The organism is Bradyrhizobium erythrophlei, assembly GCF_900129505.1.
GTDB classification, from domain to species: Bacteria; Pseudomonadota; Alphaproteobacteria; order Rhizobiales; family Xanthobacteraceae; genus Bradyrhizobium; species Bradyrhizobium erythrophlei_D.
Window position 1 is genome coordinate 651,963 of record NZ_LT670818.1, and the last position, 16,946, is coordinate 668,908.

Consider the following 16,946-nt stretch of genomic DNA (forward strand, 5'->3'; position numbering starts at 1 on the left):
TATATCAGTCCCGCAGCATATAGGCATCGACCGGCGTGCCCGCAGCAAAGCCCTCGGCCCCGCCGGGCACCACCAGCCATGCATCGGCGCGGGCGATCGCATCGAGCGAGAGATCGCCGACCGCCAGCGGCAGCCAGCGGCCTTCGATCTCTTCCACCAGCGCGAGTTCGGCGATGCCCACGGTTGAGGCAATTTTGCGGGCCAGCGGCAGGGTCACGGCCCGTCGCGGCCCACGCCAGGACAAGGCGTCCAGCACCGGCAGCGCGAGCGTCCACCACCCCGCGAGCGCCTGATCCGGCGCGCCCGGCAGCGCGATCACGGGAATGGTTCCAATCCGGCCGACCGCCGCTGTCCGGCCGGGCTGCACGGCGATGCCGTGCACGATGACCTCGCCCCGCCTGCCCAGGGCCGCGATAACCGCATCGCTGCCGCCGACGCCAGTGCCGCCCGTGGTAATCAGCAGATCGCATGCGCCCGCATCGGCGGCGGCAGCGACCGATGTCGCATCGCGCGCCGCGGCTTCGATGCAGACCACATCGGCCCCGGCAGCCCGCGCGCTTTCCGCGATCAGCTGCGCCGTTACCGCTTCGCCCGAGGCAGCCGGAATATTGACGACGCGCAGCCGCGGACGGCGCACGTTCAGTTCGGCAAGACCTGCCGCGCGCGCGATCAAGAGATCGAGCGGGCGAATCCGCCGCCCGGGGGCGATGAGAACGCCTGCTCCGGTGATTTCGCTGCCGGCGCGGCGAACGCCTTGCCCCGGGATCGCCTCCGCCAGCGCCTGAACGATCGGGCCTGTTTGATCCAGGAGGTCGGCATCGATCACGCAGTCGCACCCCGCCGGCATGGCCTCGCCGGCTTCGACCCAGACCGGTGGCGTGGGAAGCGGCAGCGGCGAGTAGGACGAGGCGCCCACGAGATCGCGGGCCCGCAATGCCCAGCCATCGCTGACGGCGGTATCACGCAGCGGATGAGCTTGCAGCGGCGGCATATCCGCCGCGACGCAGCCCAGGGCTTCGGCCAGCGGAAGTGCCACCGGTGCGACCGGTTCAAGCCCATGCCGCAATGCCGCGAGCGCCGCGTCGAGCGGGGTGAGGGAAACCGGCAATCGCTGGGTCGGGATCATCCGGAAATGGTGGACCACGTGTCGTCGCTTTGGCAACTCTGTCCTGCAAATGCCATGTCGTCCCCGCGGACAGCGGGACACCGGCGCAAGCGCAATTGCGCTCGTAGCCCGGTACGCGCCAGGCGCATATCGCGGACCGGGGAGATGGTTTCATGACACTTACGAAATTGCAGAAATAGCAACGAGCCGCACTAAGCGAATCGAACAAGGCGCGGATGCTCAAGCGCCCTTCTTGTCCGCGTCCGGAAAGAACAGCTGCTGGCCGTCGATCCTGTAGCCCGCGATCACCTTTTGGCCTTCCGGCGAGATCAGCCAATCGACAAAGGCCTGGCCCAGCTCCTTCTTTACGCTGGGATATTTTTCGGGGTTCACCAGCATGACGCCATATTGATTGAACAGCCGCTTGTCGCCCTCGACGACGATTTCGAGATCGCCGCGGTTCTTGAAGGAAATCCAGGTGCCGCGGTCGGACAGCGTGTAGCCGTTCATCGCGGCCGCGGTGTTGAGCGCCGCACCCATGCCCTGCCCGATCTCGCGGTACCACGGCCCCTTGCTGGCTGATATATCGATGCCGGCCTGCTTCCAGAGCGCGAGTTCGGCCGAATGGGTGCCGGACCTGTCGCCGCGCGAGACGAACGGCGCGGCCTTGGCCTCAATGGTCTTCAGCGCGGTCTCGATATCGCTGCCCTTGACGCCGGCGGGATCGGACTTCGGCCCGATCAGCACGAAGTCGTTGTACATCACGTCGAAACGCTTCACGCCAAAACCTTCGGCGAGGAATTTTTCTTCCTGCGCCCTGGCGTGGACGAACACCACGTCGGCATCGCCGCGCCGCGCGGTGTCGAGCGCTTGTCCGGTGCCTTGCGCGATCACCTTCACCTCGATGCCGGTCTTGGCCTTGAAGATCGGCAAGAGATAGCCGAACAGCCCGGAATCCTGCGTCGACGTGGTCGAGGCCACCACGATCGAGCGGTCCTCCGCGCTGGCAGGCGCTCGGTAGACGAGGGCCCCAACCAGAACTGCAAGTACGAGCGATAGAACGCGGGATGCCATGACTTCCTCCTTTCGCAACTCAAATCACGAGGTCGCCGCGCAGGAAGGCGGCTGCCTCTGGTGTCGTCGGATGATCGAGAAAATCTGCCGTGCAGGCCCGTTCGCACAGCGCACCACGGACGAGGAAGATGACGTCGCCCGCGAGCCTGCGCACCTGACCGAGATCGTGCGAGGCCATCACGATCTTGATGCCGGATTGCACCGCGCTCAGCACGATCTCTTCGACGCCGCGCGTCGCGGCGGGATCGAGATTGGCGGTCGGCTCGTCGAGCAGTAGGATTTCCGGATCGCGCGCCAGAGCGCGCGCGAGCGCCAGCCGCTGCTGCTCGCCACCCGAAAGCCGCCGCGCCGGCCGTTGCGCCAGGCCGGAAAGCCCGACCCGATCAAGCAACGCGGCGACGCGGTCGGCGCGCTCGTGGCGCGGGCAGCCTGCCTGCGCCAGCGCATAGTCGACGTTGGCGGCGGCAGTTCTTCGCAGCATCACCGGGCGCTGAAACAGGATCGCGCGGCGCGTCATGGCGCGGTCGGCGCGGCCGCCCCAGGTGACGCGGCCCGCCGACGGCGCATCGAGCCCCATGCAGAGCCGCAGCAGGCTGGTCTTGCCCGCGCCGTTCGGTCCGACGATCAGCGTCGGCGCTCCCGGGACGATCGTCAGATTCAAGCAGTCGAGGATCACGGTTGCGCCCGCCTGCAGCGAGACGTCCTCGAGAACCAGGGGAAGATCGCTAGCCGGCGCCCGCATCGTCACCCCGCCTGCCGTTCGGACCAGAGGCGCGTGCCCCAGGCGGCCGCATTGATCGCAAGAACGATCGCGACGAGGACGAGCCCCAGCCCCATCGCCAGCGGCAGGTTGCCCTTGGAGGTCTCCAGCGCCACCGCCGTGGTCATGGTACGGGTAAAGCCGTCGATATTGCCGCCGACGATCATGACCGCCCCGACTTCGGCGGCGGCGCGGCCGAACCCCGCCAGCAGCGCCGTGACCAGGCTGAAACGCGCGTCCCACAACAAGGTGATCATCCGGCGGGCCGGGCCGACATCCATGGCGGTCAGTTCGTCGCGATACTCGGCCCAGAGGTCCTCGACGGTCTGGCGTGTCGGCGCCGCGATGATCGGCACGATCAGGATGGTCTGGGCGATCACCATCGCCGAGGGCGTGAACAGAATACCGAATGCTCCGAGCGGGCCGGAACGCGACAGCAACAGGTAAACCGCAAGCCCGACCACGACCGGCGGCAGCCCCATCAGCGCATTAAGCAGCACCACCAGCACGGAGCGCCCGGGAAAACGGGTGAGCCCGAGCAGCGCGCCGAGCGGCATCCCGACCAAGGCGGCCAGAACGACCGCGGTCAGGCTGACCGCGAGCGACAGCTGCACGATCGCGAACAATGCGGGGTCGCCATTTGCGATTAGCTGCCAGGCGCTGAATTGGTCGGACATCGCGTTCTCCCACTGTCCTGTTCGGCAAGAATTCCACAACTGTCAATTGATTTGAACAGGCGCATAAATATGCATACAAGTGCAGGATGGAATTTTTGACCACCGCCGAGGCTGCCGACTATCTCCGGCTGGGGGAGCGCAAGCTCTACGAATTGGTCACCGCGGGCGCGATTCCTTGCAGCAAAGTGACGGGAAAGTGGCTGTTTCCCCGCCACGAGCTGGACCTCTGGGTGCGCTCGGGGCTGGCCCGGCCCGCCGGCATGCTGGCTGCGGACCCGCCGCCCATCGTCGGCGGCAGCCAGGACGACCTCCTGGAATGGGCGTTACGCGAATCCGGCTCCGGCCTTGCCTCGCTCGCCGAGGGCACTGCACGCGGCGTCGCGCGGCTCGAGCGGGGCGAGGTGATCGCTGCGGCCGTGCATTTCCACAGCCCCGCGATGTCGGAGGGTTCCACCGACGACGCCAATGTCGCCGCGGTGCGCACGGTGCCGGGGCTGCATGATGCGGTGTTGGTCGGCGTGGTCCGCCGCGAACAGGGACTTCTGGTCGCCCCCGGCAATCCGAAACAGCTCAACAGCCTGGCCGATGTGCTGGCCTCCCGGGTGAAAATGGCGGTCAGGCAACCCGGCGCGGGGGCGCAGATGTTGCTCGAGACGCTGCTGGCGCGCGCCGGTGCCGGCCCCAAGGATTTGCGCCGGCTCGAGCCGCCGTGCCTGACCGGTCCCGATCTCGCCGCGGCGGTCCGCGCCGGCAAGGCCGACTGCGGCGTCGCGACCCGCGCCGCAGCAAAAGCGGCGGGGCTCGATTTCGTCCCGCTGCTGTTCGAGAATTTCGATCTGCTGACCCGGCAGCGCAGTTATTTCCGGCCCTCGATGCAAGCGCTGGTCGGTTTCCTGCGCGACACCCGGCTAAAGCAGCGGGCCATTGAGCTCGGCGGTTACGACACCGCGCCCGCCGGCCTCATCCGTTTCGCCGCTTGATCGCATGTCTTTTGTTTGAGCATGATCTTTTCGAAAAACCGGCTGCCACTTTTTCGGATCATGCGCTGCGTTGACGCAGACTGCGAATTAATTGCCAGCCATCGGCCGGCGGCTTAAGCTCCCGGTCAAACAATCAGGGCCAATGCGCCTGACCATAACGGGAGGATATTCGTGATTTCAGCCAGAAGACTGTCCATGCTTGCCGCATTCGCTGCCGCGATCCTGCCGGCGCCGGCAGCGCTGGCGCAGGTCTCCGACGATGTGGTCAAGATCGGCGTTCTCACCGACATGAACGGTCCGGCGTCGACGCCGACCGGTCAGGGCTCGGTGACCGCGGCGCAAATGGCGGTGGACGATTTCGGCGGCACCGTGCTGGGGAAGCCGATCAGCGTGATCGTCGGGGATCACCAGCTCAAGCCGGATATCGGCGCGGGCATCGCGCGCCGCTGGTACGACATCGAGCAGGTCGACCTGATCGTGGACGTGCCGGTGTCGGCGGTGGGGCTGGCGGTCCAGAACATCGCCAATGAAAAGAAGAAGATGTTCATCGCCCACTCGACGGGCGCCGCGGATTTCCACGGCAAACTCTGCTCGCCCTATGCGATCCAGTGGGTGTTCGACACCCACGCGCTCGCGGCCGGCACCGCGCAGGAAGTAGTGAAACGCGGCGGCGACAGCTGGTTCTTCATCACCGACGATTATGCGTTCGGGCACTCGCTGGAAAAAGACGCTTCCGAAGTGATCCTCAAGAACGGCGGCAAGGTGATCGGCTCGGTCCGGCCGCCTTTCGCCACGCCCGACCTGTCCTCGTTCATCCTCCAGGCCCAGGCCTCGAAGGCAAAGATCATCGGCATCGCCGGCGGCCCGCCCAACAACGGCAACGAGATCAAGACCGCCGGCGAATTCGGCGTGCTGAAGGGCGGTCAGCAGATGGCCGCCCTGCTCGCCTTGATCACCGACATCCATTCGCTCGGCCTGCCCGCAGCGCAGGGGCTGTTGCTGACGACCTCGTTCTACTGGGACATGGACGACAAGACCCGCGAATGGTCGAAGCGCTATTTCGCCAAGATGAACCGGATGCCGACGATGTGGCAGGCCGGCGTCTATTCGTCGGTCATGCACTATCTGCAGGCGATCAAGGACACCGGCACCGACGAGCCGCTCAAGGTGGCGGCAAAGATGCGCGAGAAGCCGATCGAGGATTTCTTCGCGCGCAACGGCAGGCTGCGCGACGACAATCTGATGGTGCACGATTTGATGCTGGCGCAGGTCAAGAGCCCGGAAGAATCGAAATATCCGTGGGACTATTACAAGATCCTCGCGAAGATTTCCGGCGAGGATGCGTTTGGGCCGCCGAACCCGGCGTGCCCGCTGGTGAAGAAGTGAAGTAGGCGAGTAGCGAGTGGCGAATAGCGAATGGCAAGTAGTTTCTTATTCGCTATTCGCTATTCGCTATTCGCCATTCGCCCTACTTCACCACCCCGATCTCGCGGAAATATTTCAGCACGCCCGGATGGATCAGTCCGATATCGGGCGCCGCGGCCACCGTGTTCGCGGCCGTGGTCTCGCAGGCCTGCGCCAGTTTCTGGCAGAAGGCGCCTTCGACGCCGTGCAGCGTGCGCGCCAAATGATAGGCGACGTCGTCAGGCAAATTCTCGCGCACGAGAACAAAACTCCATGAGCCCACCGAAGGGATCGGCGCCGTCTGGTTCGGATAGCTGCCGGCCGGCACCGTCAGCGGCTTGAGATAGCTGTGTCTGGCCCTGATCCGCGCGATCTCGTCCGCGTCCGGCGCGATGAAGCGCGCCCCGCCAGGGCTATCGGCCACCGCCTTGAATCCGGGCCAGCCGATGCCGGCGCCCCAGAGGGCGGCGACCCGGCCGTCCAGCACCATCGCAGGACCGTCGCCGGCGCGATCGAGATAGACGGCCTGAAAATCCTCGTCCTGCTTCAGGCCGAGACCGTCGAGCATGTAGCGCGACAGGATCGGCAGACCGGAACCCCGCGCGCCGAATGCGATCGGTTTGCCCTTGAGATCGCTGATGGTCCTGTAGGAGCTGTCCGCGCGCACCACGAACATGCCGGGGCTGGAATAGATCGCGGTCAGGATCTTGATCCGGGTCGCTGGCCGGCCGATACCCATGAAGGCTTCATAGGCGGGTTCGCCGGCGACCAGGCCGATATCGAGTTCGCCCTTTTCCAGCAGCGGAATGTTCTCGTTGCTCCCCTTGGTGTTGCGGGGGGCAATGGAAAGCGCGGGATCGGCCGCGTTCATGACCTCCGCGAAGGCGTTGCCGTAGAGCGGGAAGCCGCCGCCCGGCGTCGCGGTTCCCAGGCTGATCACGATCTTTGGAATGGCCTTGCCTCCCTCTTGCGCCACCGCGCTGCCCGCGAGCAGGAGAACGCCGGCACACACGATACAAACAAGGTTCATTTTTCGGCCCCGGACGCTGATGGCGGATCATCGCGCAGTTGCGGTTGTAGGCAAAGTCCGGATTTTGTGAAAGCATGAATGCAACGGGCGTGAAAAGCCCGATCTGTCGAAGCTTTGTTCGACAGCAACGAGAAGACGTTGGGGAGGCTATGATCGCATTTTCGCGCGCAGGTCTATTCGGCCTGGCTTGTTTCGCAAGCCTGGCCCTGGGCATCACGCCATCCTCCGCCGCCAACTATCCGGACCGCCCGGTGCGCTGGCTCATCGGCTTTCCTCCGGGCGGCCCGGTTGACACCGTGGCGCGCATCATGAGCCAGGCGCTCTCCGAGCATTTCGGTCAGCAGTTCGTGGTGGAGAACCGCGCCGGCTCCGGCGGCAACATCGCGACCGAGGCCGGGATCAACTCGACGCCGGACGGCTACACGCTGATGTTCAGCGGCGCCAACAACGCAATCTCGGCCTCGCTCTACAAGAAACTGCCGTTCGATTTCATGCGCGACACCGTGCCGGTCGCGCTCTTCACGCAGGTGCCCAATCTCCTGGTGGTGTCGAATGCCATGCCGGTCAAGACCGTTCAGGAGCTGATCGACTACTCCAAGGCCAATCCCGGCAAGCTATCCTATGCCTCGTCGGGCAACGGCACCACACTGCACATGTCGGCGGAACTGTTCAAGGCGATGACCAAGTGCGACATGCTGCATGTGCCCTATCGCGGATCGGCGGCCGCCTTTCCCGACGTCATCTCCAACAAGGTGCAGCTGATCTTCGACAATTTGCCGACCGCGATGGCGCAGACGCGCAGTGGCAATTTGCGCGCGCTCGGCGTCACCTCGCCGCAGCGCTGGCCCGGCGTGCCCGACGTTCCCACGATCGCCGAGACCGTGCCGGGATTTGAGGCGTCGGTGTTCTACGGCATGTCCGCGCCCAAGGGCACGCCGCCGGAAATCGTCGAGATCCTCAACAAGGCGGTGAACGAGGTACTGAAGGATCCGAAGCTGATCGCGCGGTTTGCGACCATCGGCGGCGTCCCGAAACCGATGACGCCTGCCGGATACGGCAAGCTGATCGCGGATGAGACCGAAAAATGGCGCAAGGTGGTGGAGTTCGCCGGCGTTTCGGTGGAGTAGAACGTTGTCGATCAATACAACTACGCAACGAACAGAAAAAACGGAAACCCTATGATCGCATTTTTACGCGTCGCCTTTTTCAGCCTGGCCGGTCTTTCAAGTCTCGCAGCCGGTATGGCGCCGTCATCGGCCGCCGACACCTATCCGAACCGCCCGGTGCGCTGGCTGATCGGGTTTGCCGCCGGCGGCCCGGTCGACATCATAGCGCGCATCATGAGCCAGTATCTGTCGGAGCATATGGGCCAGCAATTCGTGGTGGAGAACCGCGCCGGCTCCGGCGGCAACATCGCCGCCGCCGCCGCGATCAATTCGCCGCCCGACGGCTATACGCTGTTGTTCGTCGCGCCCAACAACGCGATCTCGACCTCGCTCTACAAGCATTTGTCCTACGATTTCATCCGCGACACGGTGCCGGTGGCGAGCATCATGCAACTGACCAACATGCTGGTGGTCTCGAACGCCATGCCGGTGAAGACCGTTCAGGAGCTGATCGACTACTGCAGGCAAAATCCCGGTAAGATTTCTTATGCCTCGTCGGGCAACGGGACTTCGGTGCACATGTCGGCGGAGCTGTTCAAGGCGATGACCAAATGCGACATGGTGCATGTGCCCTATCGCGGATCGGCGATCGCGTTTCCCGACATCATCTCCAACAAGGTGCAGCTGATCTTCGACAACCTGCCGTCGGCGCTGGAACAGGCGCGCTCCGGCACCGTGCGCGCGCTCGGCGTCACCTCGCCGCAGCGCTGGCCCGGCGTGCCCGACGTTCCCGCCATCGCCGAGATCGTGCCGGGATTCGAATCGGTCGGCTTCTACGGCATCTCCGCGCCCAAGGGCACGCCGCCGGAAATCGTCGACACCCTGAACAAGGCGGTCGGCGAGGCGCTCAGGGATCCCAAGCTGGTCGAGCGGCTCGCCGCCGTCGGCGGCATCCCCAAGCCAATGACCCCGGCTGAATTCGGCAAATTGATTGCGGACGAGACCGAGAAATGGCGCAAGGTGGTGGAATTCGCCGGGGTTTCGGTGGATTGAACACGGCATTGCCGGAACGCGGCCATCCCTGTAAAGGATGCCGGCACCGTTGCCGGCCGCCTCAAAGGGGCCGCTCGCGGCGGGGCCTGTAGCTCAATGGTTAGAGCCGGCCGCTCATAACGGTCTGGTTGCAGGTTCGAGTCCTGCCGGGCCCACCAGTGAAATCAGCGGGTTATATCAGCTACTGTTTCGGCGCATCGGGATCACCGGACCTGAAATGCCCAATTTTGACGCACGTTTCCAGATTCAACGGCGGGCAAACTATTGCAGCGCTTTCGATCTGACCACGGCCTGACCTTCCCAATCGTAGATTCGGCGGCCTCATCGCGTGAAGAGGCCTGGGCTGGACGTTGGTGCTCGCCGGTAAGGCCGGCGTGGTAGCCCTGGATCACCTTTTCCTCCTCGAGGCGGGTGCGCCGGCGCGAGCACTGCGACGCGGAGAGGCCGGCGGCCCCGGCGACCGTCGTCTTGCAGGACGGCGAGCCTCTTCAGGCCGAAACTGTCAAGTTGGATCATGCGTTTTTGCCAGCTTTGACGCATGAAATGCGCGTTACCCTGTCAATTGAGCGCAACTTTGCATGAACATTGCAGGCACCATGCATCATCATGGGACCGGGTGACGTTGTCTTCACACCGGGACTCAAGCCAGGCGACAAAATCACTGGCGCTTGATGTTCAAGCGATGGACGAGTGAAGAGCGACAACCGTGCGTGTAGCAGAAGGACCGGAAAATGACTCGCGTGATCGCTATAGTAACTCTCGCTCTCGTCTTAACAAGCGGTGGCTCACTGGCCAGGGCACAAGAATCGGCCGCGGAAGCGCAGAACAAGCAGATCGTTTTGGAGTTTTACGAAAAAGCACTCAATGGTAAAAATCCCGAGGCGGCGATCTCATATTTCGGTTCGCATTACACTCAGCACAATCCGGGGGTTGCCGATGGAGTCGAAGGCTTCCGTAAGTTCATCGACTTTCTCCGACAAAAATATCCTCAGGCGCATTCAGAACCAAAGCACGTATTTGCTGATGGAGATTACGTGATCATCCATTCGCAGGCGATTCAAGAGCCGGGGACCCGAGGAGCGGCCATCGTCGATATATTTAGACTGGAAAATCGGAAAATCGTGGAGCATTGGGACGTCATTCAGCCCGTTCCTGAAACAGTTTCAAACAGTAATGGAATGTTTTGAAGCACGGCGCGGCAATGGATGGCTTGCACGCTCCGAGCTGAATTGCCTTTATGAGCATTTGTTTCCGGATGTCGGCGCGCCATTCCTGGATCGGTGTTGATAACATTTTCTGTCGCGCTTCGCGGAGTTTGAGCGCGACGACCTGCACGCGACGCGTGACGCTGCGTCGCGCCTTTGCTTGAAACGAAAAAAACCATCGGGGGGAACGATGTCCATACTTGAAACGAAAAAACCATCGGAGGGAACGATGTCCATTGGGACCGCTGCCATCGCACGCAGCCCGGACATGACGAGCGAGCAACGAAAGGTTCTCATCGCCACGCTCGTGGGCACGACGATCGAATGGTACGATTTCTTCGTTTACGCCCAGGCCGCCGGCCTCGTCTTCGGCAGCTTGTTCTTTGCGCCGATGAATCAGAATAATCCGCTGCTGGCGCAGATCGTGTCGTTTGCGACGCTCGGCCTGTCGTTCCTGTTCCGGCCGCTCGGCGCCATCGTGTGCGGCCATTTCGGCGATAAATTCGGCCGCAGGAATGTGCTGGTCGGCACGCTGGTGCTGATGGGCGTGGCCACCGCGCTGGTCGGCCTGTTGCCGACTTATGGACAGATCGGTGCGTTGGCGCCGGCGCTTCTGATCCTGCTGCGTATCCTTCAGGGATTTTCCGCTGGTGGCGAATGGGGCGGCGCGGCGCTGATGTCGGTCGAATCCGCGCCCGTCAACCGGCGAAGCTTCTTCGGCGCGTTTCCGCAGATCGGAACGCCGCTCGGCATGATTCTCGCGACCGGCGTCTTATGGCTCTTGACGGCCGCGCTCGGCAAGCAGGCGATGATGGATTTCGGATGGCGCATTCCGTTCCTGCTCTCGATCGTTCTGATCGTCGTCGGCGTCGTAATCCGCCGCACGGTCGAGGAGTCGCCGATATTCCGGGCGATGCATCGCCGCCACAAGGAATCCTCGGCGCCGCTTGCGGAGCTGTTTCGCGGGAATGCCAGGGACATCATCCGCACCGCGCTGATCTTCATGGGCAACAACGCCGCCGGCTACATCCTGATCGCGTTCATGATCAGCTATGGCGCCAACACGCTGAAGCTGCCCTCGGACCAGCTTCTGCTCGCAAGCACGTTTGCCGCCGTAAGCTGGTTCGTCTTTACGCTGATCGGCGGCGTGCTCGGCGACAGGATCGGCCGTGTGCGCTGCTTCCAGATCGGCTACGCGCTCCTCGCGCTATGGGCGGTGCCGATGTGGTTCCTGATCGACAGCAAGGATGTGCTGCAGTTCTTCGTCGCCGCCGTCGGTCTCACGATCCCGCTTGGCCTCTCTTATGGCCCGCAGGCGGCGCTCTATGCCGAAATGTTTCCGGCAAAGGTGCGCTACTCCGGCGTCTCGATTGGTTATGCGCTCGGCGCTATCCTTGGCGGCGCATTTGCGCCGATGATCGCGCAATGGATCATCGCGAGCACCGGCCAGTCCTGGCGCATCGGCGTCTATATCGCGGTGTTGTCGCTGATCTCGCTGATTGTGGTCTCGACGATAAAGGACCCGCAGGGGGTAGACCTCAACGTGCGCGACACGGGTTCGTGACGCGAAGAATTGGTGTCCGCTCAGACTTCGGTCGACGGAGCAAGGCGATGAGATCGGCGGCGGTCTCGATGACTGAATGTTTGTCGAGGCTGTGGGTGTGAGACCTGCCGCGGGAATGACCCTTGCCTCCCCTTCGTCGGAAGGAGTGGGGCAATCGCTCGTGGAGCTTTGGGGTCGAGGCAAGGCGCGAGTTCGTTGCGCTCGCCCAATCGTCTGATGCGAACATGCGACCGCTCTGCCGACAATTTTAGCGTGAGTACAAATACAGTCGAGCGGATATGTCCCACTGTTACTGCCCCGAGGATCGGGGCGCCGCACGTCCGCCCTGTGATCCAGTGCCGCATCGGGCGTTGACGTAGCAGCCGAGCCCCGCGCACCAGCTTCGCACCAGAAACGGCCTGAACGAAACGCAACAAGCGCGATGGAATTCAAACGAAAATGCAGGAAAATCAACGAAGCTGCTCGATATCCCGTCGCTCATAACGGTCTGGTTGCAGGTTCGAGTCCTGCCGGGCCCACCATCACTGGAATGCACATCACAAATTTCCTTGTGTCCGAACCCGACGCGGCGGCCGATAAGACAGGGCTTCTACTCATTGCTCGTAGCGCCGGCCCTTTCGGCCATTTCCTCGCGCAGAGCTGCCCATTTCAGCAAAGCGTCGAGCGCCGGGCATAGAGCCTGACCCCACTCGGTCAATCCATATTCGACTTTCGGCGGCACCTGATGATGGACGATCCGCCGAACCATGCTGTCGTTTTCCATCTGGCGAAGCTGCTGGATCAGCATCTTCTGGGAAATCGCCGGAATAGCCCGCTCCAGCTCCGAGAAGCGAAGGACCTTTCCGCCGAAGAGGTGGAAAAGGATGAGGAGCTTCCATCGCCCTTCGAGCACTTTGAACGCCTGCTCCACATCCAGCGCAGCGGTGACGGGCGTGTATTCCTTTCCCTTACTCTTGGGTGAGTACCTTACTTTTTTGTGCGTTCTTGCCATTCGGTAAGTGTATCGCCATCATTAATTACAGGCAACCCCGACAATGGGAAACGGAGCCGATAACAGAAAGGAATCGCCATGCCATTACCGCTGCCCAAACCAATCGAAGTCTTCATGTCATCCGAAAACACGCACGACACTGACGCGCTTGCAGAGTGCTTCGCGTCGGACGCCACGGTGCAGGACGAAGGCCAGACGGTGAAGGGCCTGAAAGCCATCAAGGCGTGGCGGTTAGAGACCGCAAAGAAATACCAGCACACGCTTGAGCCAGTCGCCGCATCCGCACGCGACGGCAAGACCGTCGTCAGCACGAAGCTCACCGGGAACTTTCCCGGCAGCCCGGTCGCGCTCGACTTCGTGTTCACGCTGGAAGGCGGCAAGATCGCTGCGCTGGAGATAAAGTCATGAGCGGCTATCTCGGACTTGAGGGCAAGCGCGCGCTCGTGACGGGCGGCACCAAAGGCGTCGGTCAGGCCGTGGTCGCGGCGCTGCGCGAGGCCGGCGCGACGGCTCTGACCACGGCCCGTTCGCAGCCTGAGAGGCCTTCCAACGCCGAGCACTTCGTCGTCGCCGATGTATCGACGGTGGAAGGATGCGCCGCCGTCGCGGATGCGGTTCGCGACCGTCTCGGCGGAATCGACATCGTCGTTCATGTCGTCGGCGGATCCGCCGCGCCGGCGGGCGGCTTCGCCGTGCTCGACGATACGGAATGGCACAAGGCGCTAGACCAGAACCTCTTCGGCGCTGTGCGCCTCGATCGCGCGCTCCTGCCGGCGATGATCGAGCAAGGCTCCGGCGTTGTCATACATGTCACTTCGATTCAGGATCGGATGCCTCTGCCCGAAGCCACCATTGCCTACGCCGCAGCGAAAGCGGCACTTTCGAACTACAGCAAGGCACTGTCCAAGGAGGTGAGCCCCAAGGGCGTACGCGTCGTCCGCGTCTCACCCGGCTGGGTCGAAACCGAGGCAGCGGTTCGGTTGGCGACGCGACTGGCAGAACAGGCCGGTACGGATTATGAGGGTGGGAAGCAGATAATCATGAACGGACTCGGCGGAATACCACTCGGTCGTCCAGCCAAACCCGAAGAAGTCGCCGATCTCATCGCGTTTGTGGCATCGCCGCGCGCCGCCTCCATCACGGGGACAGAGTATGTCATCGACGGCGGGACCGTGCCGACCGCGTGAGGTTCTCCCCAACGGTAGCGCTTTCGGGCTTCTGAATTAAGCGGGAGAGCTTCGAAAACGCCATGGGAACAATGATTTGCCAGTGCCCAGTTTGATCCTGATTGGTCCACCACGCTTCGCCCTTGCGGGCTACGCGTGGCGCAGCCGCGCGGAAACCGAAAGGGCGACGCGTGTCCGGCGTCGCTGCCGTGCCGCGAAAGAAGACGGACTGGAGTCGCCTGAAGCGAGCGATGGCCGCCCGACGAAAGACAGCGTCATCGCGGGCTCCCGTTCGCTTCGCCCCGGTGGCCGGCGCCGTATTCGGCGGAGAGGTCATTGCTGCCGGCTACATCCTCCCCCTTGAGGCAGCCCAGTCCAACGAGCGTGTCGCGCACTGCGACCTTGAGCGGCGTCCTCGGCAGCGCATCTCCGAGGAAGGCTTCGAGCCTGCTGCCGTCGAGCGATATCGACTCGCTCCAGAGGTAGCGCATCTCGGACATCTCCCGGAACAGCCGGACGAACGGCTGCAGGGCGACGATCGCGAACCAGGGCAGCGGCCACACGCGCGGATTCCGATTGCCGGCGGCCTTTGCGATAGCCGCGGGCATTTCGCCGGAAGCCAGTTGATGGCCGGCAAAATTGAAAGCCTCGAAATCGCCGAGCGCTTCCTCGCGGTCCATCAATAGCGCGATGGTTTCACCGACGTCCGGAAGATAGGCCCAGGCGTGGCTGCGGCCGCTGCGGGCAGGATTGACAATCCATTTGACGGCTGAGCCGGGCCGGACCATCACGGCCGCGAAGAAGCTGTTGCCGGTCGTCTTCGGTCCGAAGTAATCGCCCGCCCGCACGATCAGCGCCGCCACGCCGTCCTGCGCGGCAGCCTTGAGCTTCTTCTCCATCTCGACCCGGATCGCACCCTTGCGGGTTGACGGATGCTGCGGAGAATCCTCATGCAGCATCGGGAAGGCATCCGCGCCGAAATTGTAGATCGTGCCGGGCAGCACGATGCGGGCGCCGACCGCCTTGGCGGCGGCGATCGTGTTGTCGATCATCGGCAGCACTTGCGTGGCCCAGTTGCGGTAGCCCGGCGGGTTGGCGGCGTGAACGATCAGCGACGCGCCCTGCGCGGCGCGAAGGACGTCAGCCGCGTGCATGGCGTCGCCGGCAATCCATTCGATTGTCCCGTTGTCGGACTGGGGCCGACGGGTCAGGCCGCGCACGGTCCATCCATGCTGTGCGAGCGACGCTGCGGTTGCGCCTCCTATGCCGCCGGCGGCGCCGATAACGAGCGCGATCTTGCTGGTCGATTGGGACATCTGGTTTCTCCGTTTGCTGTCTGCTGGTGCCAACCATGTCCTTCCGGAAGTCATACGAAAATTGCATATTATTCTGGAATTGATATACATATTTGTATGATCGAACCTGACTGGAGCCATTACCGCGCTTTTCTCGCCGTCTTGCGCGACGGGACGCTTTCCGGGGCGGCCCGCAATCTGGGCCTCACCCAGCCGACGCTGGGCCGGCAGATCGCCGAGCTCGAGCGCCAGTTGGGGACGGCACTGTTCATCCGGTCGCAGCGGGGCCTGATGCCGACCGACGCCGCACGGGACATCGCCCCGCATGCGCAGGCGATGGCAGCCGCCGCCGGCTCGATGATGCGGGCCGCTTCCGGAGGAACAAGCGACGCCGCAGGCGTCGTGCGCATCACTGCCAGCGAGACCATCGGCGCCGAAGTCCTGCCGCCACTGCTTGCGGAATTCCGCCGGGCCAATCCCGGCGTAACGATCGAACTGGTGCTGTCCAACCGCGTGGAAGACCTGCTTCGCGGCGAGGCCGATATCGCCGTTCGCATGGTGCGTCCGACGCAGCAGGCGCTGGTGGCGCGACAGATCGGCGAGGTTCGCCTCGGACTATACGCGCACCGAGCCTATCTGAAGCATTCGCCGGCGCCGAAGTCGCTGGCGGCGCTGGCGAGCGACCATGCCTTGATCGGCTTCGACCAGGCGACGCCGTTTCTGCGGGAAATGCTGAGCCGCCTGCCCATCACGCTCAACGATTTCGCGCTGAGGACCGACAGCGACCTGGCGCACCTGGCCGCGGTGCGCGCCGGATTCGGGATCGGATTTGTCCAGCATGGCATCGCCCGCCGCGACCGAAATCTCGTCGCAATCCTGCCGAACGAGATCAGCTTGCCCATGGACATGTGGCTGGTGCTCCACGAGGACCTGCGCGCAAGCCGGCGTCTGCGCCTGATGATGGAGCATCTGGCCACGGGCCTCGGGGAATACGTCGCAGCGACCAACCACTGATCGGCGCGCCACAGGCGGTACATCCGATTCCGCTCGCGCGTGCACAGGGCAGCGGAACCGGTGAAAAACCGGAAAGCAGGCCATCTGCTTCGCCCTTGCAGGTTACGATGGCTGCCAGCGGAAAATCGCGTGACCTGCCGAAGCTGGACTAACTCAGTCCGCGATGGGAATCAGGATCGCTTCAAATGCCATGCTTGGTGCTTGCCGTGTTGCTCCACGACACGACGCCACCGTGGGTGTGGATTTCCCCGTGACCGAAAGATCGACGTTGTCGATTCCGAATACCGATAATTGCCCCGGCGTATGTCGCCTGGTTGTGATCTCGGCGGTGAAAGCATCCCCGTCCTGAGCGTATGACCCTGTGTAGGCGAGAACCGTGTCGCTGCCGTTGATCGCCCCATCCTTGAGCATGACGACGCCGGTTCCCTCGCCCAAGGGGGTTCTGAACCACACGGAGTATTTGCCGTTTGCGAGCATCGATCAGCTCCTCACCGCGAAGACCTACCCGCCCAATGTGTAAAC

Annotated in this window: 17 protein-coding genes, 1 tRNA gene and 1 pseudogene; 10 read left to right on the plus strand and 9 right to left on the minus strand. The window is 63.4% G+C overall.

Annotated features, from left to right (window positions below):
- Positions 1-4 precede the first annotated feature (4 nt).
- The 4 genes from B5525_RS03060 to B5525_RS03075 form a co-directional block, all read right to left on the minus strand.
- Complete coding sequence (locus B5525_RS03060; RefSeq protein ID WP_079564595.1) at positions 5-1,126, minus strand: molybdopterin-binding protein; 1,122 nt, start codon at positions 1,124-1,126, stop codon at positions 5-7.
- Between the two features lie 219 nt (positions 1,127-1,345).
- The gene (locus B5525_RS03065; RefSeq protein ID WP_079572867.1) at positions 1,346-2,179 is read right to left on the minus strand and encodes an extracellular solute-binding protein; all 834 of its coding nucleotides are present in this window, start codon (positions 2,177-2,179) and stop codon (positions 1,346-1,348) included.
- 19 nt (positions 2,180-2,198) lie between these two features.
- Positions 2,199-2,921, minus strand: a complete 723-nt coding sequence (locus tag B5525_RS03070; protein WP_079564596.1) for an ABC transporter ATP-binding protein — start codon at positions 2,919-2,921, stop codon at positions 2,199-2,201.
- A 2-nt stretch (positions 2,922-2,923) separates the two neighbouring features.
- Positions 2,924-3,616 carry an ABC transporter permease gene (locus B5525_RS03075; RefSeq protein ID WP_079564597.1) on the minus strand — a complete coding sequence of 231 codons (693 nt, stop codon included), beginning with the start codon at positions 3,614-3,616 and terminating at the stop codon, positions 2,924-2,926.
- A gap of 86 nt (positions 3,617-3,702) precedes the next feature.
- Between B5525_RS03075 and B5525_RS03080 the strand changes: the two genes are divergently transcribed.
- A complete protein-coding gene (locus tag B5525_RS03080) occupies positions 3,703-4,596 on the plus strand; it encodes a helix-turn-helix transcriptional regulator (RefSeq protein ID WP_079564598.1) in 894 nt (297 codons plus the stop codon).
- 195 nt (positions 4,597-4,791) lie between these two features.
- A complete protein-coding gene (locus B5525_RS03085; protein WP_154073036.1) occupies positions 4,792-5,982 on the plus strand; it encodes an ABC transporter substrate-binding protein in 1,191 nt (396 codons plus the stop codon).
- A gap of 82 nt (positions 5,983-6,064) precedes the next feature.
- Here B5525_RS03085 and B5525_RS03090 read toward each other — a convergent pair whose 3' ends face one another.
- A complete protein-coding gene (locus tag B5525_RS03090) occupies positions 6,065-7,030 on the minus strand; it encodes a TAXI family TRAP transporter solute-binding subunit (protein ID WP_079564599.1) in 966 nt (321 codons plus the stop codon).
- A gap of 149 nt (positions 7,031-7,179) precedes the next feature.
- Here B5525_RS03090 and B5525_RS03095 point away from each other — a divergent pair, with 149 nt between their 5' ends.
- The 3 genes from B5525_RS03095 to B5525_RS03105 all read left to right on the plus strand — a co-directional run bounded on the left by B5525_RS03095 (position 7,180) and on the right by B5525_RS03105 (position 9,347).
- On the plus strand, positions 7,180-8,157 hold the full coding sequence (locus tag B5525_RS03095; RefSeq protein WP_079564600.1) for a Bug family tripartite tricarboxylate transporter substrate binding protein: 978 nt from the start codon (positions 7,180-7,182) through the stop codon (positions 8,155-8,157).
- A 51-nt stretch (positions 8,158-8,208) separates the two neighbouring features.
- Entirely contained in the window at positions 8,209-9,189 is a 981-nt protein-coding gene (locus B5525_RS03100) for a Bug family tripartite tricarboxylate transporter substrate binding protein (RefSeq protein ID WP_079564601.1), read from the plus strand.
- An 82-nt stretch (positions 9,190-9,271) separates the two neighbouring features.
- Positions 9,272-9,347, plus strand: a tRNA-Ile gene (locus tag B5525_RS03105).
- Positions 9,348-9,545: 198 nt separating this feature from the next.
- Here the strand turns inward: B5525_RS03105 and B5525_RS46030 are convergent.
- Positions 9,546-9,705 (minus strand): annotated as a pseudogene (locus tag B5525_RS46030) (Lrp/AsnC family transcriptional regulator); the annotation flags it as partial.
- 215 nt (positions 9,706-9,920) lie between these two features.
- On the opposite strand from B5525_RS46030, the gene B5525_RS03115 reads away from it, so the two are divergent.
- Both B5525_RS03115 and B5525_RS03120 read left to right on the plus strand, forming a co-directional pair.
- Positions 9,921-10,376 (plus strand): nuclear transport factor 2 family protein, encoded by a 456-nt coding sequence (locus B5525_RS03115; RefSeq protein WP_079564602.1) that lies wholly within the window; start codon positions 9,921-9,923, stop codon positions 10,374-10,376.
- A 247-nt stretch (positions 10,377-10,623) separates the two neighbouring features.
- Positions 10,624-11,958: an MFS transporter gene (locus tag B5525_RS03120; protein ID WP_079564603.1), complete on the plus strand. Its 1,335-nt coding sequence runs from the start codon at positions 10,624-10,626 to the stop codon at positions 11,956-11,958.
- Positions 11,959-12,547: 589 nt separating this feature from the next.
- On the opposite strand, the gene B5525_RS03125 is transcribed toward B5525_RS03120, so the two are convergent.
- Positions 12,548-12,949 carry a winged helix-turn-helix transcriptional regulator gene (locus B5525_RS03125; RefSeq protein ID WP_079564604.1) on the minus strand — a complete coding sequence of 134 codons (402 nt, stop codon included), beginning with the start codon at positions 12,947-12,949 and terminating at the stop codon, positions 12,548-12,550.
- Between the two features lie 114 nt (positions 12,950-13,063).
- Here B5525_RS03125 and B5525_RS03130 point away from each other — a divergent pair, with 114 nt between their 5' ends.
- Positions 13,064-13,357: a nuclear transport factor 2 family protein gene (locus B5525_RS03130; RefSeq protein ID WP_244567817.1), complete on the plus strand. Its 294-nt coding sequence runs from the start codon at positions 13,064-13,066 to the stop codon at positions 13,355-13,357.
- A complete protein-coding gene (locus B5525_RS03135) occupies positions 13,354-14,136 on the plus strand; it encodes an SDR family oxidoreductase (RefSeq protein ID WP_079564607.1) in 783 nt (260 codons plus the stop codon). The genes B5525_RS03130 and B5525_RS03135 overlap by 4 nt, the downstream gene beginning before the upstream one ends.
- Positions 14,137-14,390: 254 nt before the next feature.
- Here the strand turns inward: B5525_RS03135 and B5525_RS03140 are convergent, their stop codons facing one another.
- Entirely contained in the window at positions 14,391-15,431 is a 1,041-nt protein-coding gene (locus B5525_RS03140) for an NAD-dependent epimerase/dehydratase family protein (protein ID WP_079564609.1), read from the minus strand.
- A gap of 141 nt (positions 15,432-15,572) precedes the next feature.
- Here B5525_RS03140 and B5525_RS03145 point away from each other — a divergent pair, with 141 nt between their 5' ends.
- Entirely contained in the window at positions 15,573-16,424 is an 852-nt protein-coding gene (locus B5525_RS03145; protein WP_425305253.1) for a LysR family transcriptional regulator, read from the plus strand.
- Between the two features lie 153 nt (positions 16,425-16,577).
- Here B5525_RS03145 and B5525_RS03150 read toward each other — a convergent pair whose 3' ends face one another.
- Positions 16,578-16,901, minus strand: coding sequence for a GrlR family regulatory protein (locus B5525_RS03150; protein WP_079564611.1), 324 nt, complete (start codon positions 16,899-16,901; stop codon positions 16,578-16,580).
- Positions 16,902-16,946: the final 45 nt, after the last annotated feature.